Annotated in this window: 24 protein-coding genes; 8 read left to right on the top strand and 16 right to left on the bottom strand. The window is 66.5% G+C overall.

Annotation, left to right across the window (positions count from 1 at the left end; all coding sequences use genetic code 11):
* Positions 1-5 precede the first annotated feature (5 nt).
* From D0B54_RS25185 to D0B54_RS10880, 9 genes are all read right to left on the bottom strand, one after another.
* On the bottom strand, positions 6-455 hold the full coding sequence (locus tag D0B54_RS25185; protein WP_117291357.1) for a DUF4279 domain-containing protein: 450 nt from the start codon (positions 453-455) through the stop codon (positions 6-8).
* A complete protein-coding gene (locus D0B54_RS10915; protein ID WP_117291356.1) occupies positions 442-969 on the bottom strand; it encodes an REP-associated tyrosine transposase in 528 nt (175 codons plus the stop codon). The genes D0B54_RS25185 and D0B54_RS10915 overlap by 14 nt, the downstream gene beginning before the upstream one ends.
* A gap of 134 nt (positions 970-1103) precedes the next feature.
* A complete protein-coding gene (locus D0B54_RS10910) occupies positions 1104-1895 on the bottom strand; it encodes an outer membrane lipoprotein-sorting protein (RefSeq protein ID WP_117291355.1) in 792 nt (263 codons plus the stop codon).
* Between the two features lie 128 nt (positions 1896-2023).
* A complete protein-coding gene (locus D0B54_RS10905; RefSeq protein WP_117291354.1) occupies positions 2024-3277 on the bottom strand; it encodes a DUF445 family protein in 1254 nt (417 codons plus the stop codon).
* Positions 3278-3305: 28 nt separating this feature from the next.
* Positions 3306-4037, bottom strand: coding sequence for an Abi-alpha family protein (locus D0B54_RS10900; RefSeq protein WP_162932345.1), 732 nt, complete (start codon positions 4035-4037; stop codon positions 3306-3308).
* A complete protein-coding gene (locus tag D0B54_RS10895; RefSeq protein WP_117291352.1) occupies positions 4034-4777 on the bottom strand; it encodes a hypothetical protein in 744 nt (247 codons plus the stop codon). Before D0B54_RS10895 ends, D0B54_RS10900 begins: the two co-directional genes overlap by 4 nt.
* Positions 4774-5505, bottom strand: coding sequence for a hypothetical protein (locus D0B54_RS10890; protein ID WP_162932344.1), 732 nt, complete (start codon positions 5503-5505; stop codon positions 4774-4776). The genes D0B54_RS10895 and D0B54_RS10890 overlap by 4 nt, the downstream gene beginning before the upstream one ends.
* 21 nt (positions 5506-5526) lie before the next feature.
* Positions 5527-7743, bottom strand: coding sequence for a DUF1302 domain-containing protein (locus tag D0B54_RS10885; protein WP_117291350.1), 2217 nt, complete (start codon positions 7741-7743; stop codon positions 5527-5529).
* Positions 7724-8206 (bottom strand): DUF4282 domain-containing protein, encoded by a 483-nt coding sequence (locus tag D0B54_RS10880; RefSeq protein ID WP_162932343.1) that lies wholly within the window; start codon positions 8204-8206, stop codon positions 7724-7726. The genes D0B54_RS10885 and D0B54_RS10880 overlap by 20 nt, the downstream gene beginning before the upstream one ends.
* A 184-nt stretch (positions 8207-8390) precedes the next feature.
* Here D0B54_RS10880 and D0B54_RS10875 point away from each other — a divergent pair, with 184 nt between their 5' ends.
* Positions 8391-9404, top strand: coding sequence for an AraC family transcriptional regulator (locus D0B54_RS10875; protein WP_117291348.1), 1014 nt, complete (start codon positions 8391-8393; stop codon positions 9402-9404).
* A gap of 7 nt (positions 9405-9411) precedes the next feature.
* Here the strand turns inward: D0B54_RS10875 and cysG are convergent, their stop codons facing one another.
* Both cysG and D0B54_RS10865 read right to left on the bottom strand, forming a co-directional pair.
* Positions 9412-10788, bottom strand: a complete 1377-nt coding sequence (gene cysG, locus D0B54_RS10870) for a siroheme synthase CysG (RefSeq protein WP_117291347.1) — start codon at positions 10786-10788, stop codon at positions 9412-9414.
* Between the two features lie 133 nt (positions 10789-10921).
* Positions 10922-11719 (bottom strand): sulfite exporter TauE/SafE family protein, encoded by a 798-nt coding sequence (locus D0B54_RS10865; RefSeq protein WP_117291346.1) that lies wholly within the window; start codon positions 11717-11719, stop codon positions 10922-10924.
* Positions 11720-11819: 100 nt separating this feature from the next.
* On the opposite strand from D0B54_RS10865, the gene cysB reads away from it, so the two are divergent.
* From cysB to D0B54_RS10840, 6 genes are all read left to right on the top strand, one after another.
* Entirely contained in the window at positions 11820-12806 is a 987-nt protein-coding gene (gene cysB, locus D0B54_RS10860; protein WP_117295179.1) for an HTH-type transcriptional regulator CysB, read from the top strand.
* Positions 12807-12892: 86 nt separating this feature from the next.
* Entirely contained in the window at positions 12893-14563 is a 1671-nt protein-coding gene (locus tag D0B54_RS10855; protein WP_117291345.1) for a nitrite/sulfite reductase, read from the top strand.
* Entirely contained in the window at positions 14560-14778 is a 219-nt protein-coding gene (locus D0B54_RS24785; protein WP_240433666.1) for a hypothetical protein, read from the top strand. Before D0B54_RS10855 ends, D0B54_RS24785 begins: the two co-directional genes overlap by 4 nt.
* Positions 14751-15053, top strand: a complete 303-nt coding sequence (locus D0B54_RS24780) for a DUF934 domain-containing protein (RefSeq protein ID WP_240433631.1) — start codon at positions 14751-14753, stop codon at positions 15051-15053. The genes D0B54_RS24785 and D0B54_RS24780 overlap by 28 nt, the downstream gene beginning before the upstream one ends.
* 317 nt (positions 15054-15370) lie before the next feature.
* Positions 15371-16105, top strand: coding sequence for a hypothetical protein (locus D0B54_RS10845; protein ID WP_205527327.1), 735 nt, complete (start codon positions 15371-15373; stop codon positions 16103-16105).
* 29 nt (positions 16106-16134) lie between these two features.
* Positions 16135-16344 (top strand): hypothetical protein, encoded by a 210-nt coding sequence (locus D0B54_RS10840; RefSeq protein WP_117291343.1) that lies wholly within the window; start codon positions 16135-16137, stop codon positions 16342-16344.
* 71 nt (positions 16345-16415) lie between these two features.
* Here D0B54_RS10840 and serS read toward each other — a convergent pair whose 3' ends face one another.
* From serS to D0B54_RS10815, 5 genes are all read right to left on the bottom strand, one after another.
* On the bottom strand, positions 16416-17687 hold the full coding sequence (gene serS / locus D0B54_RS10835; protein ID WP_117291342.1) for a serine--tRNA ligase: 1272 nt from the start codon (positions 17685-17687) through the stop codon (positions 16416-16418).
* A gap of 87 nt (positions 17688-17774) precedes the next feature.
* Complete coding sequence (crcB, locus tag D0B54_RS10830; RefSeq protein WP_117291341.1) at positions 17775-18152, bottom strand: fluoride efflux transporter CrcB; 378 nt, start codon at positions 18150-18152, stop codon at positions 17775-17777.
* The gene (locus D0B54_RS10825) at positions 18149-19417 is read right to left on the bottom strand and encodes a replication-associated recombination protein A (RefSeq protein ID WP_240433598.1); all 1269 of its coding nucleotides are present in this window, start codon (positions 19415-19417) and stop codon (positions 18149-18151) included. Before D0B54_RS10825 ends, crcB begins: the two co-directional genes overlap by 4 nt.
* Before the next feature lie 62 nt (positions 19418-19479).
* Complete coding sequence (gene lolA, locus D0B54_RS10820; protein WP_117291339.1) at positions 19480-20103, bottom strand: outer membrane lipoprotein chaperone LolA; 624 nt, start codon at positions 20101-20103, stop codon at positions 19480-19482.
* Positions 20104-20559: 456 nt separating this feature from the next.
* Complete coding sequence (locus tag D0B54_RS10815; protein WP_117291338.1) at positions 20560-23007, bottom strand: DNA translocase FtsK; 2448 nt, start codon at positions 23005-23007, stop codon at positions 20560-20562.
* Positions 23008-23157: 150 nt separating this feature from the next.
* Here D0B54_RS10815 and D0B54_RS10810 point away from each other — a divergent pair, with 150 nt between their 5' ends.
* Positions 23158-23493: a hypothetical protein gene (locus D0B54_RS10810; RefSeq protein WP_117295177.1), complete on the top strand. Its 336-nt coding sequence runs from the start codon at positions 23158-23160 to the stop codon at positions 23491-23493.

Genomic DNA, 23493 nt, shown 5'->3' with positions numbered 1-23493 from the left:
TCCGCTCAATCCCTATTCAGGAAATAGAGATCGATATCCAAGCTCGCCCCCAACTTGGTGATCTCCGATACAAATGACTTCTCAAAATGCAGTGCCGGAGCATCCGCGCTTTCACAGTAAATTGCGCAAGAAAAAACGACATCACAATCTACGGACAAGGCGGATATCCGACCATGCACCCCTGAAAGTCGCCTCAAAAGCGATGCAGTATGCTCGTCTAACGGTGCATCCTCAGCCAACCCGGAGTTCAATATCCAACCGTGGGTATCCCGAATCCCGGCGGGCGCAGCAGCCCCGGGCATCCCAGACTTATCACACTTTAGACCAAGAGCTTCGGAGATCTGAGGCGCGCTAAAGCTCTTGCTCTTGATCTTAAGGCGTACAAATGTTCGAAAAGCGGGAGTAGCTCGAGTAGGGCGGGTCCTTGACCCGCCTGTCGCGTCACTCTCTATCATCGCTCGCCACCTCCACCGTTCCCGCCCAGTCTATCGGGTAAACACCCTCGGCGACGTATTGGTGGAACGAGGAGTGGGGCCAGTCCCGCACTCGCGCGACGTGTCCATGCTTCACGGGATTGTGGTGGATGTAGTCCACGTGTCGCTGCAGGTCGTTCTCGTCCCGAATGGCATGCTCCCAGAAGCGACGCTGCCAGATGCCGCGCTCCTGCTTCGCAAGCCGGCGCGCGGATCGTCGCTCAGTGGCCGGAATGGCGCGACTGAAGAGCGACTTGATGATCTGGATCCGGGTCGAGAAGTCGGCATCATCCGGCGGCAAGGTCCAGACAGCATGGAAGTGATCCGGCAGGATCACGATGGCATCGATCTCGAAAGGTCGGCGACCGTGGACTTCCTTGAACGCAGTGCGGAGCGTCGCGATGTGCTCCGTCAGCAGCGCGCGCCGCCGTTCGAGCAAGGCGACGGTGAAAAAGAATGTGCCACCTGGAACCCAGGCTCGGGTGTATCGAGGCATGTGGCCATGATGCCAGCATCGCGAGGGTTCGCGACAGGCGGGTCAAGGACCCGCCCTACTCAGGCTGATTCACGCAGAGGTCGGCAATCCGCGTCCGCGGACGGGATATCTGAAGTACCGCTTCGGCAACTGAATCAGCGCGCCTTGTAGAAGCGGTTGGGCCGGAACAGCTCCGGTGCCAGCGGAATATCGACGCGCTCGTTGCGCAACTGGATCACCGTGGTGCTGCGCTCGCGCAGGTCGGTCAGCACAGCGCGGCCCGGGGCCCAACGGCCGTTGACCTGGTGGATCGAGGCCGGGTCCAGCTCCAGTCGCTTCCAGGGTACGCCGCCGTAGAGATCGGCCTTCAGCGGCAGGCACCAGCCGTTGTCGATGGTCAGGTCCAGGCGGTCGTAGAGGACATTGGGATCGTTGCCGGCCGGCAGGAAGCGCCATTGCTCCACCGCGCGGCCGCCGCTGTAGCCGGCGCCCATGCGCGTCAGCCGCCCGCCATGCAGGCCACTGAAGAGGAACTTGAGGTCGAAGGCCGACAGGCCGCTGCCGAACAGCGACTGCGCCACGCCGGCACCGGTGACCTGGCGCACCTTGCGTACGGCCGGCAGGTAGACGTAGTAGTCCTCCTTGCCCTTGCGCGTCACGAACAGGTAGGCGGCGCCGGCAAGGTCGGCCGGTGCCGACAACCGCAGCATGGCCTGGTGGCCGTCGCTGCCGCGCTGCCAGTACCAGCTGCCGACCAGCTCGCGGCTGCCGCCGGCGGCATCGGTCTGGCGCAGGGTGATGTCCTGCGCCAGCGATTTCTGCGGGAGGTTCGCTGCCAGGCAGCTGCGCAACGCCGCTTCGTCACGGGCGGCGGGTGCCGCGGTGCCGGGCCAGGCCGCCGCGAGCATGGAGCCGAGCATCCAGGCGGAGCGCAGCAGCTTGGGCATGTGGCGAACCTCCCGTTCAAGAGACTAGCTCTAGGAATAAAAGGAGCCCGGCGCCTTGGGTTCGCCGGGCAATGGCGGAGGGGTTAGACCCGTCAGGCTCAGTGCCTTCCGCGCGTCTGCTCTTGTGATCAATGCGCTGCGAAATGCAGCATGACGTGGACCTGCAGTTCGCCGACCATGAAGCCGAGCACCGCACCGACGGCGATCAGGATCCACTCGTCCTGCTCGAACGCCGGGTGCAGGAGGTTCTCGAACTCCTCGATGCTGAGGTCCTGCATCTTGGTCGCCAGGGTGCGCTCCAGGTCCATGGCGTCGTGGGCGTACTTCTCGATGTGCTTCATCGTGTCGGGCAGGCGCTTCATGATCTCGGTCGACACCAGGCGCTTCATGTCCTGGTACTTGGTGCTGCCCACCGCCAGCACCACGAAGGGCTTGGCGACGCCGGACTGCGCGTCGACCACGCGCTGCACCTGCTTCTGCACCATGCCGAACAGGCGATCGGACAGCGGCCCGCGCAGCACGGCGTCGATGATGTTGCGCGGCGTGACGATCTCCGCCGCGATCAGGCGACCGTATTCGGCGGACACTTCCAGGCGGCGCTTGAGGAACAGGCCCTGCCAGGTGAACAGGCCGCCGAGATACTTGGTCGGCTGCTTGGGGTTGAAGATCATCTTCAGCGCCAGCCAGTCGGTGAACCAGCCGGTGAAGCCGCCGAACAGCGGCATCACCCAGACGTTCTGCGTCAGCGCCCAGACCACGGCCTGCACGCAGCCGATGGCGAAGCCGAAGAACAGGCCGGAGTTGCGGATGAAGCGGAACTCGCCATGGCCGGCCTCCAGGAAGATGCGGTTCAGCAGCGGCTTGTCGCGCAGCAGGTTGCTGACCACCATGTCCTTGAGGTCGAACACGGAATTAATGTTCGCCTTGATGTCGAGCATGATCTGCTTGACGATCTCCGGCGCTTCCTCCTGGATGCGCGAGATGATCATCCGCTTCACCGCTTCCGGCGCCGCCTCCCACAGGCCGGGCGCGTACTGCTCGGCGACTTCGCGGGTGATGTCCTCCACCGCCTCGAGCAGGGGCTTCTCGATCTCCTCGGCGATGCGGTCGGGATCCAGCCGGTCGAAGATGTCCGACGGTTTGATCAGCTTGGAGGTCATGGTATCGCAGGCGATGCTGGCCATGATGGCGGCCTTGCGCGGCACGATGCCCTGCCAGCCCAGGAACGGCGGCTTGATGCCGATGAACTCGATCGGCTGGAACATCATGCGGATCGCCACGATCTTGGTGACGTAGCCGATGATCGCGGCGACGAACGGCATCGACGCGTAAAGGAACCAGTTCTTCTGCACATCGATGACGATTTCTGCCCAGCTTTGCATGTCTCTCTCCCCTGCTCTCGTTCTTTCTTCAGCCCGCCAGGTCGGCGAACGAACCCGTGATGTCTTCGCTGATGCGCCCCGCTTCCCACAACGAGCGTCCCAGCGCCGACAGCATCACCGTGCGCCGCACGATGTGGCCCTTCATGCCCGCCTTTTGCAACCGTGACAGGCTGTCGCGGACCACCTGCTCGGTTTCCAGCATTTCGTACTGCACCCGCCGGTCCGGATCCTCCGGGCCGGTCTCGATCACGCCGTGGGCGCGCAGCTGCGCCAGGTAGACGTGGGTGGCTTCGGGCCATTGCACGCCGGCGTTGCGGCCGACGTTGCTGACGCATTCCACCATCGGCTCCGCGGTAAGACCGATGCGCGAACCGGCGAGGACGTGAATCAGCGGATAGGCAGAGCCGTCGGCCAGCGCCGACAGGATGCGCGCATGGTCCGGCAGCAGGCTGGCGATCACCTGGTCGCAGAACGCGGCCTGTGCCTCGTCGCGCCCCTGTTCCGAAGAACGCGCCAGCAGATCCTGCAGGCTGTTCGCGGGGTTGAACCCATTGCTGCGGTCCGCGACCGAACGCATGGCCACCGCCAGCACCGACACGGAGCCCTGGGGCTCCAGGCGGTCCATGCGCTGCTTGAGTTGCTGCAGGATGCCGCGCTCGATGCGCTGCAGGCCCTCGCTCGCAAGGCCAGCGCCGGGCAAACGCCGCAGCAGGCTGCCGGCGCGCTCGCGTGCGGAACGGGTGTCGCTCAATGACTTCAAGGCGGGTCTCCCGGTGGAGGCTGGGCCGGCGCGGCGCCGGTGGCTTGCTGTGGAATCCGTTCCAGGCGCAGGCCCTTGAGGCGCAGGCCAAGATCGGCGTGCTTGACGATGACCGGCACCGGCACCTGCTCCGGGTAGACCGTCATGTCGAAGCGCGCCAGGATCGGCGTGGTGATCTCCTTCACCGTCTTGAGGCGCGTCTTCAGGACCGTGTCCACCGGGCCCCTGACGGTCTGGTTCACTGCCATGCGCAGGGGGCCGTCGTAGACGATGCGCAGGTTCGCCTTCACCGGCACGGTGAAGGACACCGGTTGCTCGAACTTCAGCGGCAGCTTGGCCTTGAACTTGACGTTGCGCAGGCGCTTGACCTGCTGGTAGGTGAAGTCCGTCGTGCCCTCGATGTCGGCATAGGTATCCACCGGCACCACGCCCTTGTAGACGATGGTGAACTCGACGGGCACCGAGGTATCGAAGCTGGCGTTGGTGTCGTAACTGCCCTTCAGCGGCAGGTCGATCGTCTGCTTGAACGGCACGATCGCGTCGATGTAGCCGTTGAGCTTGATAGTGATCGGGTTGGTGGCCTCGGCACTGACCCGCGCCTTGGGCGGCAGCTTCATCATGCCCGGCTGGTCGGTCAGGGTCATGTGCAAGATCAGCGCCATGTACAGCCGGAAGCCCAGCGCCCCGCCGATGATGATCAGCAGTGCGGCGCCGGCCAGCAGCAGCAGGGAGCGCATCATGGCGGCGGCGCCGTTGCCGCAGCGGCGGCGGCTTCCTTCTGCGCTTCCCCGGTCCCGAACCTCAGCGTGCGCAGGGGCAGGCGCAGGTCGGCGTTGGTGATGATGATGTCGGCCGGGTCGGGAACCGTGATGTTGGCCTTCAGCGCGGACTTGACCGGCACGCTCATCTTGCTGTGGATCGGGATCGTGGTGGCGATATCGGCCTTCAGCAGCACGTCCAGCGGGTCCTTGAACTTCACGTCGACCGGCGCGGTGAACTTGAGGTGCACCATCTGGTCGACCGGGATGTTGAGGCTCACCGGCACCTTGGCCTTGACCGGCACCTTGCCGCGCAGCGGCAGGTCATGGGTGTCGCCCAGCAGGTCGGCCTTGACCACGGCATCCACGTCCAGCACCTGGTCGATGTAGATGAAGTCGCGCACCGGCACGTTCATCTTGATCGGCACCGGGCTGTCGAAGCTGGCCTGCACGTGCAGGGTATCGGTCAGCGGGATCAGGATGCGCTGGTTGACCGGCACGGTGGTGGTGATGCTGCTGTTGATCTCGATCTCCAGCTCGTTGAGCACGTCGGCGCTCACCGCCAGCGCGTTCGGCAGCACCACGGTGGCCGGCTGGTCCGTCAGCACCAGCCGCGCATCGACGTTGCGGAACACCCACATCCCCGCCAGCATGCCGCCGGCGATGGCGGCCAGCAGGATGACGACAACGAAGATCCACATTTTCTTCACGGACAGATTCTCCTCATCGCCTCAGAAGCGCATGCCGATGCTCGCCGTGAAGAAATCCCGGTCGTGCAAGGTATTGCGGTCGCCACCGCCGAACAGGAAGGTCTGCGCCACGCTGGCGTCGAAGGGACCATAGTTCAGGCGCACGTCGAAGATCGCGATCTTGCGGCCTTCGAGAAAGTTCTCGCCGAGCCCCGGCGATACGCCGGACACGTCGTGGGTAAAGACCAGCAGCGGACGTACGTTGAGACCCTCCTTGAGCACGTCGCTGTAGTGGAGCATCGCGCCCGCGCGGTATCCCCAGGAGAACGAGGTGACATAGCCTCCCGTGTTGCGGATCGGGTTGAGGAACAGGGCGTTGCCGGTGTCGTGGGCGCCGGGGCCGGCATGCGTATCGGTGCCGGGGCCTTCGAACTGCAGCTGCGACTGCGACGGCAGGTCCGGCAGCCAGATGCCGGTCAGCTCGAACAGCAGCAGCGAATCCGTGGTGCCCAGCAAGGCGGTGTTGCCGAAGATGCGGGTCAGGCCCAGCGAGCCCTGTGCCACCTTCATCCGCTCATAGCCGCGGATGTACTGCCCGGGCACGATCTCGCCGGGCGCACCGCCGCGGTAGCCGGTGACGAAGTCGGGAATCCTGCGGGAACCGGGCACCGTGGTGCCGAGCAGGTTCGGTGCCGCCAGCAGGCCCTGCAAGGCGCCGATCGCACCGGGCAGGTTGCGGATCGTGTTCAACAGCACGTCGCTGACGTTGCCGCTGTCCTGCAGCGCGGCAATCAGGCCCGGCAGGGTTTGGTCGGTGCCGAACAGCGGGATGTCCTGCCTTGGCAAGGCCGGCTGGAAGGCGGCGAACAGCACGTCCTCCAGGTCCACCTGCACCGGCTGGTTCGGGCGGTAAGCCAATTCGCCGCGAACCGCGACGCCGGCGGCCAGCGTGCTGAAGCTGAGGCCGAACAGGCGGACGTCTTCGGGGTAGTCGACGAAGTAGCGCACGCTGTCCAGCGGCGCGGCATCGCGCAGATGCGTGCCGGGGACGCCGCAGGCGGCGACGAAGCTGGTCAGGTCCACCGCATCGATGCCCGAGGGGTTGCCTTCGCGCCGCGTGCAACTCGCAGCGGAGGCGTAGGCACTGGCCGCGGGGATGCGCGAGTGGTAGTTGGCGGCGTACAAGCCCAGTTCGGACCCGTCCAGCCACTCGGGATGGTAGTACAGCGCCATGCCGAACTGGCCCAGGTCGTCGGGTTCCCGGTTCGGCGCCCGCCGCAGGGTAAAGCTGGTCTGCGTGACCAGGTCGAAGACATCGTTCGCCGGCGTGCCGACCTGCAGGGGGTCGTAGGGAATCTTGCCGAACGGCGCGCTGATGCCTTCGTTCTCGGTCACCTCGTTGCCCGCGTTGAAGAACGAGAAGTACGAGCCCCGCGACGGAATGCCGACCGGGCGCCATTCGAACTGGTAGAAGGCTTCCGTGCTGATTTCGTCGCTCAGCGGCATGCGCAGCAGCAGCATGCCCACCGGCCGATAGACCTCCTCGAAGTCCTGCCCGGGCCGCACCAGGTTGTTGGCGTCCGGCGGATTGATGACGTTGAGGCTGCCCTGCGTGACGAAGCTCGACTCGCCCCAGATGATGCGCTGGCGGCCGATGCTGACGTCCAGCGGCCGGCCGAACACGTCGAAAGTGTCCTGCACGTAGGCATCGAGCAGCTGGAGGTTGTAGCCGATGTCCTTGATCGCCTCCCGGTCGCGCTCGTTGCGCACCGGCTGGCCGGGCTGCGGCCCCGGCTGCACGATCTGGTTCGGGTGGTATTCCTTCAGGCTGGCGTTGGTGAAGTCGTAGAACCCCAGCGCGCCGACGTGGAAGATCAGGTCGTCGCGGCGCAGCTGGAACGTCGAGGTCCATTTCAGCGGCGAGGCGATCAGGTCGCCCCGGTCGTAGTTCAGGTTGCCCTCGTCATAGACCATGTTCCGCGCGCCCGGCGCCGCCAGATAGCGCTCGTTGGGCTCGGTGTTGTTCGGGCTTGCGGAGAGGCAGTCGTCCTGCGCGCAAAGCTGCGGATCCAGATTGGCCTTGCCCACCAGCGCCGGATCGCGCGCTTCAGTGCGCAGCTGCGCACCGAGCGTGACGCGATTCTTCCAGTCCGTGTCCCAGCCCTCGGTCCAGCTTTCGGCGCGTGCGGCCGGCGACAGCAGGATCAGCAGCGCCAGGACGGCAACCCCGCCGCCGCGACTAGCCTTTGCTGCCGCCATGGCCGTCCCCCTCCGTGGTCTTGCCTTCCGAGCCACGCTTGCGGTTGCGCCAGAACTGGATGCGCGGCAGCGGCAGGTCCTCGACGCGGTCGGCGATCGACTCGGTCTGGCCGCGCAGCGTGTGCAGCTGCTCCATCAGCGATTCCATGTACACCACGATGCGGAACAGCGACAGCAGCGATTCCAGCACCACGCGCACGATGACGATGCCGGTGATCGAGGTGATCGGCATGATCAGCAGCAGCCACACCAGGCCCGAGGCCTGGGACTGCTGGAAGGCCTGCAGGGCCAGGTAGAGGTTGATCGCCAGCACGCCGCCGACGCAGACGGCATAGATGGTCGGCGCCATGGCGGTGGTGATGATGGTGCGCAGCTGCCAGTCGGCCAGGCCGCGCAGGATGTCGGCCAGCCCGAGGCGGGCCGCCTGCCAGCCGGAGGTGTCCCGGCCGGGCTTGTCTTGCATTTCATTGTCCAACCCGGCTCTCCGCCAAACCTAGGTTTTTATTCTTATCAATGCCTTATATCGGCATTTAAGCTCTCTTCCGGTCGCCGCCGTCAAGGGCGGGGTGCCGATGGGGCCAAGTTACTGGCAATTCTTCCAGCGGTTAATGGCACAATGAGCCAGAAATTGGCATTTGGGGACAACGGTGTCAGCCCATTGGGACTATCCGCGCAACGTCTGCAGCGTCCGCGTGCTCACCGAGGTGGCGGCCGGGCACGGCATGACCGTGGCCGAATGCCTGCACGGCACTCGCGTCGATTCCGCCACGCTGCAGGACCACGGCGCCATGGTCGGCGCCTGTGACGAATTGCAGGTGATCCGCAACCTGCAGGCGCGACTCGGCACGTCCCTGCCCCTGGCACTGGAAGCCGGCCTGCGCTACCACCCCACCACCTTCGGGGTGTGGGGCTTCATGATCCTCAGCAGCGGGACGCTACAGCAGGCGGTGGAGGTCGGCATGCGCTACCTGCGGCTGACCTCGTTCTACAGCCGTATCCGCCTGGTCGACAACGGTGACGAACTGTTCGTGGTGGCCGAGGATTCCGAACTGCCGGCCGACGTGCGCGACTTCCTGGTGGAACGCGACGGCGCCACGCTGATGAACTTGGCCCAGGACATCCTGCCGCTGAAGTTTTCCCTGACGCGGGTGGATGCGCGCCGCGAGAAGCCGCCCTATGCCAGGCGCGCGGAGGCGCTGTTCGGGCGCCCCATCGTCTACGGCCAGACCGAGAACCGTGTCGGGCTGAACAAGGCCATGCTGGGCTGGAAGCTGCCGCAGGCCGACCTGCCGATGCGCCGGATGTTCGAGGCCGAGTGCGAGCGCCTGCTGCAGCGCCACCAGACCCTGGCCGGCATCGCCGGGCGCGTGCGCGAACGCCTGCTGCGAGACCCGCACCGCATGCCGACGATGGAAACCGTGGCGGCCGAGTTCAAGGAAACCGCGCGCACGCTGCGCCGCCGCCTGGACGCCGCCGGCACGCGCTTCGAGAACCTGGTGGAGGAAACCCGCCAGACACTGGCGGAGGAACTGCTGCGCGGCACCAACCTGGCGATCTCGGAGGTGGCCGAGCGGCTCGGCTATTCCGAGCCTTCCACCTTCATCCGCGCCTTCAAGCGCTGGAAGTCGATCTCGCCGCAGCGCTTCCGCAAATCAGGCTAGAGACTGTTCAGCGCCCGGCCTGGAACCACTTCAGGCGCTCGCGCAGCTTCACGACCTCGCCAACGATCACCAGCGTGGCGCCCTTGACGTCGGAGCGCGCCACCTGCCCCGGCAGGTCTGCCAGCGTCGATGCCAGTACGCGCTGCGAGCGCGAGGTGCCGTCCTCGACGATCGCCGCCGGCCAGTCCGGCGGCAGTCCATGGGCGATGAACTGCCGGCACAGCTCCGGCAGCGTCGCCAGGCCCATGTAGATCACCACGGTCTGGCCGCGTCGCGCCAGCTGGTCCCAGTGCAGGTTCAGCGTGCCGTCGGCGCGCGCATGGCCGGTGACGAAGATGCAGGATTGCGCGTAGTCGCGGTGCGTCAGCGGAATGCCGGCATAGGCCGAGCAGCCGCTGGCGGCGGTGATGCCGGGCACCACCTGGAAGGGAATGCCGCGTGCGGCGATCTGGTCGATCTCCTCGCCGCCACGCCCGAAGATGAAGGGGTCGCCACCCTTGAGGCGCAGTACCCGCTTGCCCTGCTCCGCCAGCCGCACCAGTTCGGCGTTGATCTCCTCCTGCGGCACGGTATGCAGGTTGCGCTGCTTGCCGACGAACAGGCGTTCCGCATCGCGGCGCACCAGGTCCAGGATCGCCGGCGACACCAGGCGGTCGTAAAGCACCACGTCGGCCTGCTGCATCAGGCGCAGCGCGCGGAAGGTCAGCAGGTCCGGGTCGCCGGGGCCGGCACCGACCAGGTACACCTCGCCACGCGGCGGCTCGCCCAGCAACAGGCTTTCCAGTTCGATCGCGGCGGCGCTTTCGTCGCCGACGAACAGGCGCTCCGGACCGGGGCCGTCGAGGAAGTCCTCCCAGAGCTTGCGGCGCGCCTCCGTCGGCAGCGCCTTCACCCGCGGGCGGTGGCGCCCCATGAACTCTCCGAGACGGCCATAGGCCACCGGCAGCAGGGTCTCGATGCGCTCGCGCAGGCGCCGCGCCAGCACCGGGGCCGCGCCGCCGGTACCGATCGCCACCGTCACCGGCGAGCGCTCGACGATCGAGGGCGTGATGTAGGTGGACAGCTCGGGGTTGTCGACGACGTTGACCGGCACGTTGGCGGCCATGGCCGCGGCGGCGACGCGGGCGTTGAGCGGCAGGTCGTCCGTGGCCGCGACCACCAGCCGGCAGCCATCGACCTGGGCCGGATCGAATTCCGCACCGCCGTGGGCAAGCTCGCCGGCCGCGGCCATGCCGGACAGCTCGGCGTTGAGCTCGCGCGCGACGATCTCGATCCGCGCGCCGGCCCTGCGCAGCAGGCGGATCTTGCGGGCGGCGACTTCGCCGCCACCGATGACCAGCACCCGCGCCTCTTTCAGGCGCAGGAATATCGGGAAATGTTCCATGCGCGTAGTTTAGCCGGCATTGCCGTGCGCAACAGGCACAAAGCAGTCCGCGAATGAACGCAAATGAACGCGAATACAAGAAAAATATTTGCGTCCATTTGCGTTCATTTGCGGACTGGGCAGGCTTTTTCTCTCAGTGAGCGAAAATCTTCCAGAGCATCGTCACCGCAATGAAGATCAGCAGGCCGGCGATGGTCTTCTTCAGCGCCTTGTCCGACAGGCGGAAGCCGATGCGGCTGCCGATCCAGATGCCCGGCAGGGCGCCGACCAGCAGGAACACCAGCATGTTGTAGTTCACCGTACCGATGCCGGCGTGGCCAAGGCCGGCGATACCGGTGATCAGCACCGCATGCGCCAGGTCGCTGCCGACCAGGCGGATCGGAGCGTGCTTCGGATACAGGATCAGCAGCATCATCATGCCGATGACGCCGGCGCCCACCGAGGAGATCGTCACCAGCGCGCCGATCAGCACGCCGCAGACCACCGTCATGGGGCGCTGGCCGGCACCGTGCAGCCACTCGACGAAGCCGCCCTGGTTGCGCTGCAGGGCATGCCAGAAGCGGTCCTGCAGCAGCGACACCGTCGCCGTGACCAACACCGCAACGGCCAGCACCAGCTTGATCAGCTGATCCAGTTCCTTGTCGGCGCCATGGTGGTGCAGGAACAGCAGGGTCAGCAGCGCCGCCGGCACGCTGCCGGCCGCCAGCCAGCCGACGATCTTCCAGTCCAGGGAACCGTTGCGGCCGTGCAGCAGCACGCCGAAGGCCTTGCTGATGCTGGCATAGAGCAGGTCGGTGCCGACCGCCACCGCCGGGGTGATGCCATAGAACAGGATCAGGATCGGCGTCATCAGCGAGCCGCCGCCGACGCCGGTCGCGCCGACCGCCGTGCCCACCACGAGTCCCGCCAGGGAAAAGGCCCAATCCTGCATGCTATCGCCACCAAAAAGAGCGGCAAGCTAGCATGGGGGCTTAGCCCATGAAAGAATTATTGGCTATAGTGTTATTTCCCAATTGCATATGGGTGCGCCGATGAAACTCCGCCAGCTCCACTACATCCACGAAGTGGCCAAACGCGGCCTCAACGTCACCGCGGCGGCCGAGGCCCTGTTCACCTCCCAGCCCGGTGTTTCCAAGCAGATCAAGCTGCTGGAAGAGGAACTGGGAGTGGACGTCTTCGTGCGCAACGGCAAGCACCTGTCGGAGATCACCCCAGCCGGCAAGCGCATCCTCGACTACACCTCCCGCCTGCTGTCCGAGGCCGAGAACATCAAGAACGTGGCGGAGGAGTTCCGCGACTCCGACCGCGGCGACCTGTCGATCGCCACCACCCATACCCAGGCCCGGTACGCCCTGCCGCAGGTGATCCAGCGCTTCCGCAAGCTCTACCCCAAGGTCACCCTGCACCTGCACCAGGGCTCGCCGCCGCAGATCGCCAAGATGGCGGCCGAGGGCCAGGCCGACTTCGCCATCGCCACCGAGGCGATGCACCACTTCGACAGCCTGGTGATGCTGCCCTGCTACCAGTGGAACCGCTGCGTGCTGGTCAAGCCGAACCACCCGCTGGCGGCGATCCGCAAGCTGACCCTGAAGGACGTGGCGAGCTACCCGATCGTCACCTACACCTTCGGCTTCACCGGCCGCTCCAAGCTCGACCAGGCCTTCGCCGCGCGTGGCCTGAAGCCCGACGTGGTGCTGACCGCGGTCGATGCCGACGTCATCAAGACCTACGTACGGCTGGACCTGGGGGTGGGCATCGTCGCCAACATGGCCTACGACGAAAAGATCGACAAGGACCTCAAGCGGCTCCCGGCCAATCACCTGTTCGAGCCCAGCGTGACCCACGTCGGCTTCCGCCGCGGCATGTTCCTTCGTCGGTATATGTATGATTTCATGTCTATTTTTGCCGATCACCTGACGCGGGAACTGATCGACGAACTGACCGGTATCGCCGACCATGAGGCGCGCGAACTGCGCACCCAGCAGCTGATCGACCCGGCGGCGCTGCCCGAATCCTGAGCCGCAAGCTCATTGCCTCCCAGTCCCGGACATAACGGCGAGCCTGTTATAATTTTGGGCTCGCTACCGCGCTTTCCGAGGCAGGCATGTACCGCTACGATTCATACGACCAGCAGCTGGTCGACGACCGCGTCGATCAGTTCCGCGACCAGACCCAGCGTTTTCTGGCCGGCCAGCTTCCCGACGACGAATTCCGCAGCCTGCGCCTGCGCAACGGCCTGTACGTGCAGCGCTTCGCGCCGATGCTGCGGGTCAGCATCCCCTACGGCCTGATCTCGTCGCAGCAGATGCGCATGCTGGGCCACATCGCCCGCAAGTACGACAAGGGCTACGGCCACTTCACGACGCGCCAGAACATCCAGTACAACTGGCCGAAGCTGGAGGAAGTGCCCGACATCCTGGCCGACCTCGCCAGCGTGCAGATGCACGCGATCCAGACCTCCGGCAACTGCATCCGCAACATCACCACCGACCACCTGGCCGGTGCCGCCGCCGACGAGCTGGTGGACCCGCGTCCCTACTGCGAAATCACCCGCCAGTGGGCGACCTTCCACCCGGAATTCAACTGGCTGCCGCGCAAGTTCAAGATCGCGTTCTGCGCCACTGAAACCGACCGTGCGGCGACGCGCCTGCACGACATCGGTGTGTTCATCGTGCGCAACGAACAGGGCGAGATCGGCTACACCATGTACGCCGGCGGCGGCCTCGGCCGCACGCCGATCATCGCGCCGAAGATCCGCGACTTCCTGCCGGAAGCCGACCTGCTGTCGTACTGCGAGGCGATCCTGCGCGTGTACAACCGCCTGGGCCGCCGCGACAACATCTACAAGGCGCGCATCAAGATCCTGGTCAAGGAAACCGGCGCGGCGAAGTTCACCGAGATGGTCGAGGCCGAGTGGGCCAGGATCCGCGACGGCGAGCTGAAGCTCACCGCGGCCGACTTCGAGCGCATCCGCAAGCATTTCGACGCGCATCCTTATGCCGCCGACGCCGCGGCCGACAGCAGCTTCGACGCGGCCATCGCCGCCGATTCGGCCTTCGCCGCCTTCGTCAGGCGCAACGTCAAGGCACACCGTGCGCCCGGCTACAAGGCGGTGTTCATCTCGCTCAAGGCCCCCGGCATCGCCCCCGGCGACGCCACCGCCGAGCAGATGGAGCTGGTGGCCCAGCTGGCCGACGACTACAGCTTCGGCGAAGTCCGCTCCACGCATGACCAGAACCTGGTGCTGGCGGAAGTGCGCCAGCAAGACGTCCACGCCGTCTGGAAGGCGCTCAAGGCCCAAGGCCTGGCCACGCCGAACATCGGCCTGCTGACCGACCTGATCTGCTGCCCCGGCCTGGATTTCTGCTCGCTGGCCAATGCCGGCTCGATCGGCGTGTCCGACGATATCGGCGACGCTTTCGAGTCGATGGATGATCTCTACGACATCGGCGAGATGAAGATCAAGATGTCCGGCTGCATGAACGGCTGCGGCCACCACACGGTGGGCCACATCGGCATCCTCGGCGTCGACAAGAAGGGCGAGGAGTGGTACCAGGTGACGCTCGGCGGCTCCGCCGAGAACGACGCCTCCCTGGGCGATCGCACCGGCCCCTCCTTCGACCGCGCGCACATCGTGCAGGCCGTGGAGCGCATCATCGAGGTCTACCTCGAGCAGCGCGCCAGCGAAGACGAAAGCTTCCTGAAGACCTATCGCCGCGTCGGCATGGCCCCCTTCAAGACCCGCCTGTATGCCGAAGAGGCGGTGGCCGCATGACTGCCCTGATCCGCGACCGCCAGATCGTCGGGCACGACTACCCGCTGCTGGCCGACGACGCTCCCCTGCCGGCCTCCGGCAAGCTCATCGTCAGCCTGGCGCGCTGGCGCCAGGACGGCGCAGCCCTGCGGGCACCGGGCCTGGAGGCGGGCGTGCGCATCCCCAATACCCTGGACGTGGCCGATCTCTGGGCCGAGATCGCCGACCGCCCCTGATCAACCTGGAGTTCCCGGGTTTCGCCGACGGCCGCGCCTACTCCCAGGCCCGGATCCTGCGCGACCGCCACGGCTACCGGGGCGAAATCCGCGCCAGCGGCGGCGCCGTGGTGCGCGACCAGCTGCACGGCATGGCCCGCTGCGGCATCAACAGCTTCGAACTGCGCGCAGACCAGGATCCCCAGGTCTGCCTGGCTGCCTTCGAGGACTTCGGTCTGGCCTACCAGCCGGCCGCCGACGGCGCCCTGACGGTGCTGCGGCGCCGGGCTTCCTGAAGCCCGGAAACCATGACGCGTTTCACAGGTACGACACGGCAAACCGCTTAGACTGGGCCCATTGTCGAAGCGGGGCCTCTGCGGGCTGGGCCCGCCGACCCGTATTCATCGTGGGTTCAGTTGCTTATCCGCTGTTCGGAAGACCGGAACAGGGGGGTTCAATAAGCTCGCATTCGACAGTGGAATATGCTTTAATTTTTTCAGGCACCGCTTCGCGGAACGCTTCTGTTTAGGGTCTTAAGCAATTTCAAGGGGATTACAACATGCGTTCCGAACGCTCTATCAACGTTAAAACTGTCCTCGCTGCCGGCACTCTTGTGGTCGGGACTCTGTCCTGCGGCGCGGCCTTCGCTCAATCTTCCTCCGCCGCTTCCGGTGCGACCAACGCTCCGGCCGCTGCTCCTGGTCTCTCGCTGGGCTCGCCGATCGGTTTCGGCGCTTCCTGGGGCGACGTCGGCATCGGCGTCGGCGGTCAGACGCTCGACGACAGCAACAGTGACGACGTCGACGGCTCCGCCGCCCTGGTCGTCGGCCTCGGCGATGCCGACAAGTACGTCGGCCTCGAAGCGGTCGTGGACGTCATCAGCCTCCGCGAAGACTTCGGTGACGACGGCGCGTTCGCGCTGAAGCTGCACACCAACCTGCCGGGCGGCGCCGCCTTCGCGGTGGGCGTCGAGAACATCGGCCGTTGGGGCCGCGCCGAAGGCGGCCGCTCCAGCGTCTACGCCGTGGGCACCAAGTTCTTCAACCTCAGCTCCATGCCGCTGGCCGTGAACCTCGGTATCGGCGACAACCGCTTCAATGATGCCGGCGACACCGGCGCCAACGTGTTCGGCGGCCTGGCACTGTACGTGCACCCGCAGTTCTCGCTGATCGCCGACTGGATCGGCAGCTCGCTGAACCTCGGCGTTTCGGCCCTGCCGTTCCGCTCGATTCCGCTGGTGCTGACGCTGGGCGCCCTCAACGTGACCGGTGAGGACGTTGGCAGCGGCAACCAGGCCATCGACGACACCGAGTTCGGTGGCGCGCTGGGCTACACCTTCCGCTTCTGAAACACCTGCAGACATTGCGAGGTATTGACATGAACATCCGTAACATCCTCATCGCCGCCACCCTGGTGGCCGCCTCCGGTTCCGCTTTCGCCGGCAAGGCTCCGACCACCCTTGGCGGTTTCCAGATGACCGGCATCGCCGTCGTTCCCAAGTCCGTGTCGGACGCCAAGGACGACAAGAAGGAAGAGCAGCAGCAACAGCAGGCACCGCAGGCGCAGCAGCCGTCGCAGCAGCAGTAAGCTGCCCGCGGTAAAGAAAAAGCCCGCAGGCAACTGCGGGCTTTTTTGTGCCTGCTATTTCCGGTGCCCGATCAAGGCACCAGGACTTCCAGGCCACCCGCGTAGGGGCGCAGCGCCGCCGGCACCTCGATCGAGCCATCGGGACGCTGGTAGTTCTCGATGATCGCCACCAGCGTGCGCCCTACCGCCAGGCCCGAGCCGTTGAGCGTGTGCAGCAACTCCGGCTTGCCGCTGGCGCCGCGGTAACGGGCCAGCATGCGGCGCGACTGGAAGTCCTCGCAGTTGGAGCAGGAACTGATCTCGCGGTAGCGGTCCTGCGACGGCAGCCAGACCTCGATGTCGTAGGTCTTGGTGGCACCGGCGCCCATGTCGCCGGCGCACAGCGCCATCACACGGTACGGCAGCTCCAGCCTTTGCAGGATCGCCTCGGCGTGCCGGGTGAGCTGCTCCAGCGCCTCGTAGGACTGCGTGGGTTCCACCGCGTGTACCAGCTCCACCTTCTCGAACTGATGCTGTCGGATCATGCCCTTGGTATCGCGGCCGGCCGACCCGGCCTCCGAGCGGAAACAAGGCGTGTGCGCAACCCAGCGCCGCGGCAGCGTTTCGGCGGCCAGGATCTCGTCGCGCAACAGGTTGGTGACCGGCACCTCGGCGGTGGGGATCAGGTACCAGTCCTGCTCACCCCTGAGCGCGAACAGATCCTCGCCGAACTTCGGCAGCTGCCCGGTGCCGCGCAGCGAAGCGGCGTTGACGATGAAGGGGACGTACAGCTCCTCGTAGCCGTGCTCGCGGGTGTGGATGTCGAGCATCAACTGGATCAGCGCGCGATGCAGCCGCGCCAGACCGCCACGCAGCACGGTGAAGCGCGCGCCGGTGAGCTTGGCGCCGGCGGCAAAGTCCATCAGGCCCAGCGCCTCGCCGATGTCGGCGTGGTCGCGCGGCGCGTCGATGCGGCGCGGCTCGCCCCAGCGGCGCACTTCGACATTCTCGTTCTCGTCCTTGCCGTCCGGCACCGAGGCATGTGGCAGGTTGGGCAGGCGCAACGCGAAGTCCTCGAACTCCAGCTGCAGCGTCGCCAGGGCCTGCTCGTTGTCGGCGAGCTGGCGCTTCAGGGCGTCCATGCTCTCCAGGATCGGCGCCACGTCCTCGCCCTTGGCCTTGGCCTGGCCGATGCGCTTGGAGCCGGCGTTGCGCTCCGCCTGCAGGGCCTCGGTATCGGTCTGCAGGCGCTTGCGGCGCGCTTCCAGGTCATTGAAGCGGTCGAGATCGAAGGCAAAGCCGCGGCGCGCGAGTTGCGCGGCGACCTGCTCCGTCTGGCTGCGGAGAAGCTTGGGGTCGAGCATGGGGTGAAATCCGTGATTCTTGTGGCGCGTATTGTAGGGGGCGCGCACCCAAGAGCCTATCCGGGCGTCACGCGCCCGATCAGGCTTCTAGGCGTAGCGGCGCACCAGCAGCAGGCCCAGGGCACAGGCGGCCAGGCACAGAACCAGGTTCAGTGCCATGTTGGACAGCGCAGCGGCGACATGGCCGTCTTCGGCCAGGCGCACCGTCTCCAGCGAGAAAGCCGAGAAGGTGGTGAAGCCCCCCAGGAACCCGGCCATGGCCAGCGCGCGCCATTCCGGCGCCGCGTTCATGCGTTCGGCCAGCAGCGCATAGGCAACCCCGGCCAGCAGCGAGCCCACGACGTTCACCGCCAGCGTGCCCCAGGGAAAGAGGGTGGCGCCTGCCGCTGTCGCCAGCCGGACCACGCCGTAGCGACAGACCGAGCCCACACCGCCGCCCAGCAGCACTGCCAGCCAGGCATTCATCGCCCCTCTCCCTTCCTCGCCGCCCGCAGCTGCTCCAGCTTTTCGGCGATCCTGATCTCGAACCCGCGCCGGGTCGGCTCGTAGAAGCGGGTGCCGCGCAGCCGGTCCGGCAGGAACTGCTGGCCGGTGGCATGTGCGCCGGCCTCGTCATGGTCGTAGCGGTAGCCCTCGCCGTAGCCGAGGTCCTTCATCATCTTCGTGGGCGCGTTGCGGATGTGCATCGGCACCTCCAGGGAGCCGGTCTGCTCGACCACGCCGCGCACGGCGTTGTAGGCGCTGTAGACCGCGTTGCTCTTGGGCGCCACCGCCAGGTACACCACGGCCTGCGCGATCGCCAGCTCGCCCTCGGGGCTGCCCAGGCGCTCATAGACGTCCCAGGCCTCCAGGCACATGCCCTGCGCGCGCAGGTCGGCCAGCCCCACGTCCTCCACCGCCATGCGCGTCACCCGGCGCATGAGATAACCCGGGTCGGCACCGCCGTCGAGCATGCGCGCCAGCCAGTACAGGGCGCCGTCGGGATCGCTGCCGCGCACCGACTTGTGCAGCGCCGAAATCTGGTCGTAGAAATTGTCGCCCTGCTTGTCGAAGCGGCGGAAGCCACGGCCGATCAGGCGTTCCAGCAGGGCGTCATCGCGCGAAGCCTCGGCGCGCGACAATTCCACCGCCGTCTCCAGCAGGATCAGCGAGCGGCGCGCATCGCCGTCGGCCGCTTCGGCAATGCGCTGCAGCCAGCTTTCCGGCAGCGTGCCCTCGCCCGCCCCCAGCCCGCGCTCCGCATCGGCCAAGGCGTGACGCAGCAGCCCCAGGATCGCCGCCTCGTCCAGGGCGCGCAGCACGAACACGCGCAGCCGCGACAGCAGGGCCGCGTTGAGCTCGAAGGAGGGATTCTCGGTGGTGGCGCCGACCAGCACCACGGTGCCGTCTTCCACGAACGGCAGCAGCGCATCCTGCTGGCCCTTGTTGAAGCGGTGGATTTCGTCGATGAACAGCAGCGTGCGCCGCGCCTGCAGCCCGCGCAGTTCGGCCTGCGCCGCCGCCATCGCCTCGCGGATGTCCTTGACCCCCGCCAGCACCGCCGACAGCGTCAGGAACTGCGCATCGCTGTGCCGGGCCAGCAGCCGCGCCAGCGTGGTCTTGCCCACCCCCGGCGGCCCCCAGAACACCATCGAAGGAATGCTGCCCGCCTCCAGCAGCACGCGCAGCGGCGCGCCGGGGCCCAGCAGGTGATCCTGCCCGAAGACCTCGTCCAGCGTCCGCGGGCGCATGCGCTCCGCCAGCGGCTGGACCGGCTGCGCGCTACGCGCTGCGGCTGTCGGGCGGCCTGCGCTCATCCGCCGCCGTCGACCACTTCCACGCCCTTGGGCGCGGTGAACCTGAACTGATCCGCATCGACCTTGTTGTTGGTCTTGATGCCCGTAAAGCGGATATCGGTGCGCCCGCCGAGCTGGTCATGGAAGCGCATGCGCTGCGGCACGCCATTGGCCAGCCACAGCTCGATCGACTTGAAGTCGCCATCCGCCGACTTGGGCAGCAGGCGCACGATGCTGGCGCCGTTGTCCTTGCCGCCGTCCTGCAGCGTATAGGCCTCGCTCAGCAGCGCCTTTTGCGACAGCAGCGCCGCCGGCGTGCCATTGAGCGCCTGCTCCGCCGAACGCACCGTGACCTGCGCCAGGTCCGGGTCATAGAGCCAGATCTTCTTGCCGTCGCAGACCATCAGCTGGCTGTAGGGCTTCTCGTAGGTCCAGCGGAACTTGCCCGGCCGCGACAGCGACAGCTTGCCGGAACTGGTCCCGGTAACCTTGCCGCCCTCATCGGACTGCACCTGGCTGAAGTCGGCCGTGAGCGTCTGAACGCCATCCACGAACTTGCGCAGCGTGGCCTGCGGGTCTTCCGCATGCGCCGGCAGGACAGCGGCCAGGCCCAGGAGGGCGGCGAAGAGGCGAAGCTTCATTGCGATGATTCCGTTCAAAAAGTCAGTCTCCAGTATGTCGCTGCGCCCTGAATCGGCTCTGAATCTTCGAATGCTTGGTGAGCGAAGCGAATGCTTTTGATGTTGGGCCCCTTTCAGAAGCGCCCGACTGGTGGTCGAGCGCAGGGGTCAGCCGGACAGGAAGTCCGGCTGAGGACATACACGCCATGGACGGCGTGTTTGTCCGACCCCTCGGCGATCGACCGCCAGTCGGGTTGCCCCGCCTCAGCGGGGCCGCGGATGGCGGGTGTGCTTTCTTTTGGTTACTTAATTCTTTGCACAAGCAAAGAAAAGTAACTCGCCCTTAGGCGAAACTACCCTTCAATTCCTACGGCGCTTGAGCGGCCTCAGGTCCGCCACAACCGAAGACGCTCGGAAGGTTTCAGAAAGCACCCCTCTCCCCAACCCTCTCCCACAAGGGGAGAGGGAGCACAAAAACTACTCTCGCCCGCCTGGAGAGAGAATGTCGCGGTTACCACCCGGCCCACTCGGCCCCACGATCCCCGCCGCCTCCATCTGCTCCACCATGCGTGCCGCCCGGTTGTAGCCGATCTTCAGCCGCCGCTGCACCCAGCTCACGCTGGCCTTGCGCGTCTCCAGCACCAGCGCCACCGCCTGGTCGTACAGCGGATCGGCCTCGGCATCGTCACCACCGCTGCCGCCCTCGCCCGGCGCCGGCGGCTCATCGGCGCAAATGTCCTCGATGTACTGCGGCGGCGCCACCTGCTTGAGGTAGGCCACCACCTTGTGCACCTCATGGTCGTCCACGAAGGCCCCGTGCACGCGATCCAGGCGGTTGGCGCCGATCGGCCGGAACAGACCGTCGCCGTGACCCAGCAGCGTCTCCGCGCCCATCTCGTCCAGGATCGTGCGCGAGTCGATGCGCGAAGCCACCTGGAAGGCCAGGCGCGAAGGAATGTTGGCCTTGATCAGGCCGGTGATCACGTCGACGCTCGGGCGCTGCGTGGCGACGATCAGGTGGATGCCTGCGGCACGCGCCTTCTGCGCCAGGCGCGCGATCAGCTCTTCGACCTTCTTGCCCACCACCATCATCATGTCGGCCAGCTCGTCGATGATGATGACGATATGCGGCATCTCCTCGAGCACGCTGGCCGCGAAGGGCGGCAGCTCCTCGTCGAACAGCTCCGGCGCGCGCGCCAGCGGATCGCGGATCGGCTCGCCGGAATCGCGCGCCTCCTGGATCTTCTTGTTGAGGCCCGCTAGGTTGCGCACGCCCAGCGCCGACATCAGGCGGTAGCGCCGCTCCATCTCCGCGACACACCAGCGCAAGGCGTTGGCGGCGTCCTTCATGTCGGTGACCACCGGCGTCAGCAGGTGCGGGATCGCCTCGTAGACCGACAGTTCCAGCATCTTCGGGTCGATGAAGATGAAGCGCACCTGGTCCTTGGTCGCCTTGAACAGCATCGACAGGATCATGGCGTTGATCGCCACCGACTTGCCCGAGCCGGTGGTACCCGCCACCAGCAGGTGCGGCATCTTGGCCAGGTCCACCGACACCGGGTTACCGGCGATGTCCTTGCCCAGGCAGATGGTCAGCGGCGAGGCGATGTTGCGGTAGCTGGCAGAGTCCAGGATCTCGCGCAGCACCACCATCTCGCGCTTCTGGTTGGGCAGTTCCAGGCCGATCACCGACTTGCCCTCGATCACCTCGATCACGCGCACGCTGGAAACCGACAGCGAGCGTGCCAGGTCGCGCGACAGGTTGGTGATCTGCGAGCCCTTCACACCCGGCGCCGGCTGCATCTCGAAGCGCGTGATGACCGGGCCCGGCATGGCATTGACCACCTGCACCTTCACGCCGAAGGAGCCCAGGTGGCGCTCCACGTCGCGCGACAGGCGCTCCAGTTCGTCGGGCGTGTACTGGCGGCCGCTGGGGCGCGGCGGGTCGAGCATGCTCAGCGGCGGCAGCGGGTTGCCCTCGAACACCGGCACCTCCGCCTTCTCCAGCTTCTTCGGCTTGGGCGGCTTCGCCGCACGCGGTGCCTCTGCCTCGGCTGCCTCGGCAAACGCCGCGGTGGACGCCGGAACCATCGGCTCGAGTTCGATCGGCGCCGGCGGCGGGGCCGGGATGAGGTCGAACTGCTCCTCCTCGCTGCCGGCCACGGTCAGCACCGGCGTCTTGCGCTTGCGCTTCTCCCGCGGCGCCGGTTCCTCCGGCAGCAGGAAGCTGTCCATCGTGCGCTGCTCGGGCGGCCGCTCACGCGGCGGTGCCTCGGTTTCGACCGGTTCCGGCGTGGGCGCCGGCACGCGACCTTCGCGCAGGCGCTGCAGGCCGCGCAGCGACCAGCCGCCGACGCGATCCAGCAGCGTCAGCCAGGAGAAGGTCAGCGCAAACGGTGTGCTGGCCAGGAACAGGGTGAGCAGCAGCAGCGTGGCGCCGAAAGGCTTGAGTACCCCCACCAGCAGCTGCGCCAGGGCCTGCCCGCCGATGCCGCCGGCACCCTGCGGCGCCCAGTTGTGCGAAGCCCCGACGTGCAGCGCGCAGAGCCCGGACAGGCTGACCAGCATCAGGATCCAGGCTGCCACGCGGATACCGCGCGGGATCGGCGAGTCGTTCTCGTCCTGGCTCTGGAAGATGCGGATGCCCAGCAGCAGCACCGCCCAGGGCAGCAGGAAGGCGACATAGCCGAACAGCGACAGCAGCACGTCGGCCATCCAGGCCCCCACCGTGCCGGCGAGGTTGCGGATCGGCTCCAGGGTGCCCGAGGACGACCAGCCGGGATCGTTGGGGCTGTAGCTGACCAGGGTCACCAGCAGGAACAGGGACAGCCCCAGGCAGGCCAGCATGGCGGCTTCGCGGGGCAGGCGTTCCAGCCAGCTGGGCCCTGCGGCTTCGTCGGTGGCTTGGGATTTGCTTCGGAACATCAGGACAGTCGGTCGTTGCGGGGCATCACTCAATGATAGCTTGCTACCCGCCCTTCCGTCGGGTCGACGGGCCCCTTGAAAACCGGGACCAAACCTTCATATTGCAATGAGGTCCAAGCTACAGGTACGAGGAAAATGGGTGACAACGCCATGACCACGCAAACCAGGCATTTCGTGCTGACGCCGGAAGGCGGCATCCGCGAGTTTTCGACAGAGCAGGCAGCCCTGATTGCCGCCGGCGCGCGCAGCGTGCCGGAACTGGCCGACCTGCGCGTGCGCTACCTCCAGCTGACGCTGGACGACAGCGCCGACAACGGCGAGCTCAAGGTGCAGACCTCGGGCGCCAGCATCGAGTTCGATGCGGATGGCCGCCTGCGCGAGGCCGGCCCGCCGGCGGACAGCGAGCAGATTTCGCGCTTCGAGCACGACACCGTCGTGCAGTGGGCGCTGAAGAGCATCCCGGCGGTCGCCCCGACGTTCCACTGA

This window comes from Solimonas sp. K1W22B-7, assembly GCF_003428335.1.
GTDB lineage: Bacteria > Pseudomonadota > Gammaproteobacteria > Nevskiales > Nevskiaceae > Solimonas_A.
Note: the sequence above shows the minus strand (reverse complement) of the source record. Positions and strands in the feature narration are given on the sequence as shown.

What these genes read in the sequence shown, in the direction of transcription:
- D0B54_RS25185 (WP_117291357.1), bottom strand. Translation starts at nt 455, where the DNA reads ATGATAGAGAGTGACGCGACAGGCGGGTCAAGGACCCGCCCTACTCGA.
- D0B54_RS10915 (WP_117291356.1), bottom strand. Translation starts at nt 969, where the DNA reads ATGCCTCGATACACCCGAGCCTGGGTTCCAGGTGGCACATTCTTTTTC.
- D0B54_RS10910 (WP_117291355.1), bottom strand. Translation starts at nt 1,895, where the DNA reads ATGCCCAAGCTGCTGCGCTCCGCCTGGATGCTCGGCTCCATGCTCGCG.
- D0B54_RS10905 (WP_117291354.1), bottom strand. Translation starts at nt 3,277, where the DNA reads ATGCAAAGCTGGGCAGAAATCGTCATCGATGTGCAGAAGAACTGGTTC.
- D0B54_RS10895 (WP_117291352.1), bottom strand. Translation starts at nt 4,777, where the DNA reads ATGATGCGCTCCCTGCTGCTGCTGGCCGGCGCCGCACTGCTGATCATC.
- D0B54_RS10885 (WP_117291350.1), bottom strand. Translation starts at nt 7,743, where the DNA reads ATGGCGGCAGCAAAGGCTAGTCGCGGCGGCGGGGTTGCCGTCCTGGCG.
- D0B54_RS10880 (WP_162932343.1), bottom strand. Translation starts at nt 8,206, where the DNA reads ATGCAAGACAAGCCCGGCCGGGACACCTCCGGCTGGCAGGCGGCCCGC.
- cysG (WP_117291347.1), bottom strand. Translation starts at nt 10,788, where the DNA reads ATGGAACATTTCCCGATATTCCTGCGCCTGAAAGAGGCGCGGGTGCTG.
- D0B54_RS10865 (WP_117291346.1), bottom strand. Translation starts at nt 11,719, where the DNA reads ATGCAGGATTGGGCCTTTTCCCTGGCGGGACTCGTGGTGGGCACGGCG.
- cysB (WP_117295179.1), top strand. Translation starts at nt 11,820, where the DNA reads ATGAAACTCCGCCAGCTCCACTACATCCACGAAGTGGCCAAACGCGGC.
- D0B54_RS10855 (WP_117291345.1), top strand. Translation starts at nt 12,893, where the DNA reads ATGTACCGCTACGATTCATACGACCAGCAGCTGGTCGACGACCGCGTC.
- D0B54_RS24785 (WP_240433666.1), top strand. Translation starts at nt 14,560, where the DNA reads ATGACTGCCCTGATCCGCGACCGCCAGATCGTCGGGCACGACTACCCG.
- D0B54_RS10840 (WP_117291343.1), top strand. Translation starts at nt 16,135, where the DNA reads ATGAACATCCGTAACATCCTCATCGCCGCCACCCTGGTGGCCGCCTCC.
- serS (WP_117291342.1), bottom strand. Translation starts at nt 17,687, where the DNA reads ATGCTCGACCCCAAGCTTCTCCGCAGCCAGACGGAGCAGGTCGCCGCG.
- crcB (WP_117291341.1), bottom strand. Translation starts at nt 18,152, where the DNA reads ATGAATGCCTGGCTGGCAGTGCTGCTGGGCGGCGGTGTGGGCTCGGTC.
- D0B54_RS10825 (WP_240433598.1), bottom strand. Translation starts at nt 19,417, where the DNA reads ATGCGCCCGCGGACGCTGGACGAGGTCTTCGGGCAGGATCACCTGCTG.
- lolA (WP_117291339.1), bottom strand. Translation starts at nt 20,103, where the DNA reads ATGAAGCTTCGCCTCTTCGCCGCCCTCCTGGGCCTGGCCGCTGTCCTG.
- D0B54_RS10815 (WP_117291338.1), bottom strand. Translation starts at nt 23,007, where the DNA reads ATGTTCCGAAGCAAATCCCAAGCCACCGACGAAGCCGCAGGGCCCAGC.
- D0B54_RS10810 (WP_117295177.1), top strand. Translation starts at nt 23,158, where the DNA reads ATGACCACGCAAACCAGGCATTTCGTGCTGACGCCGGAAGGCGGCATC.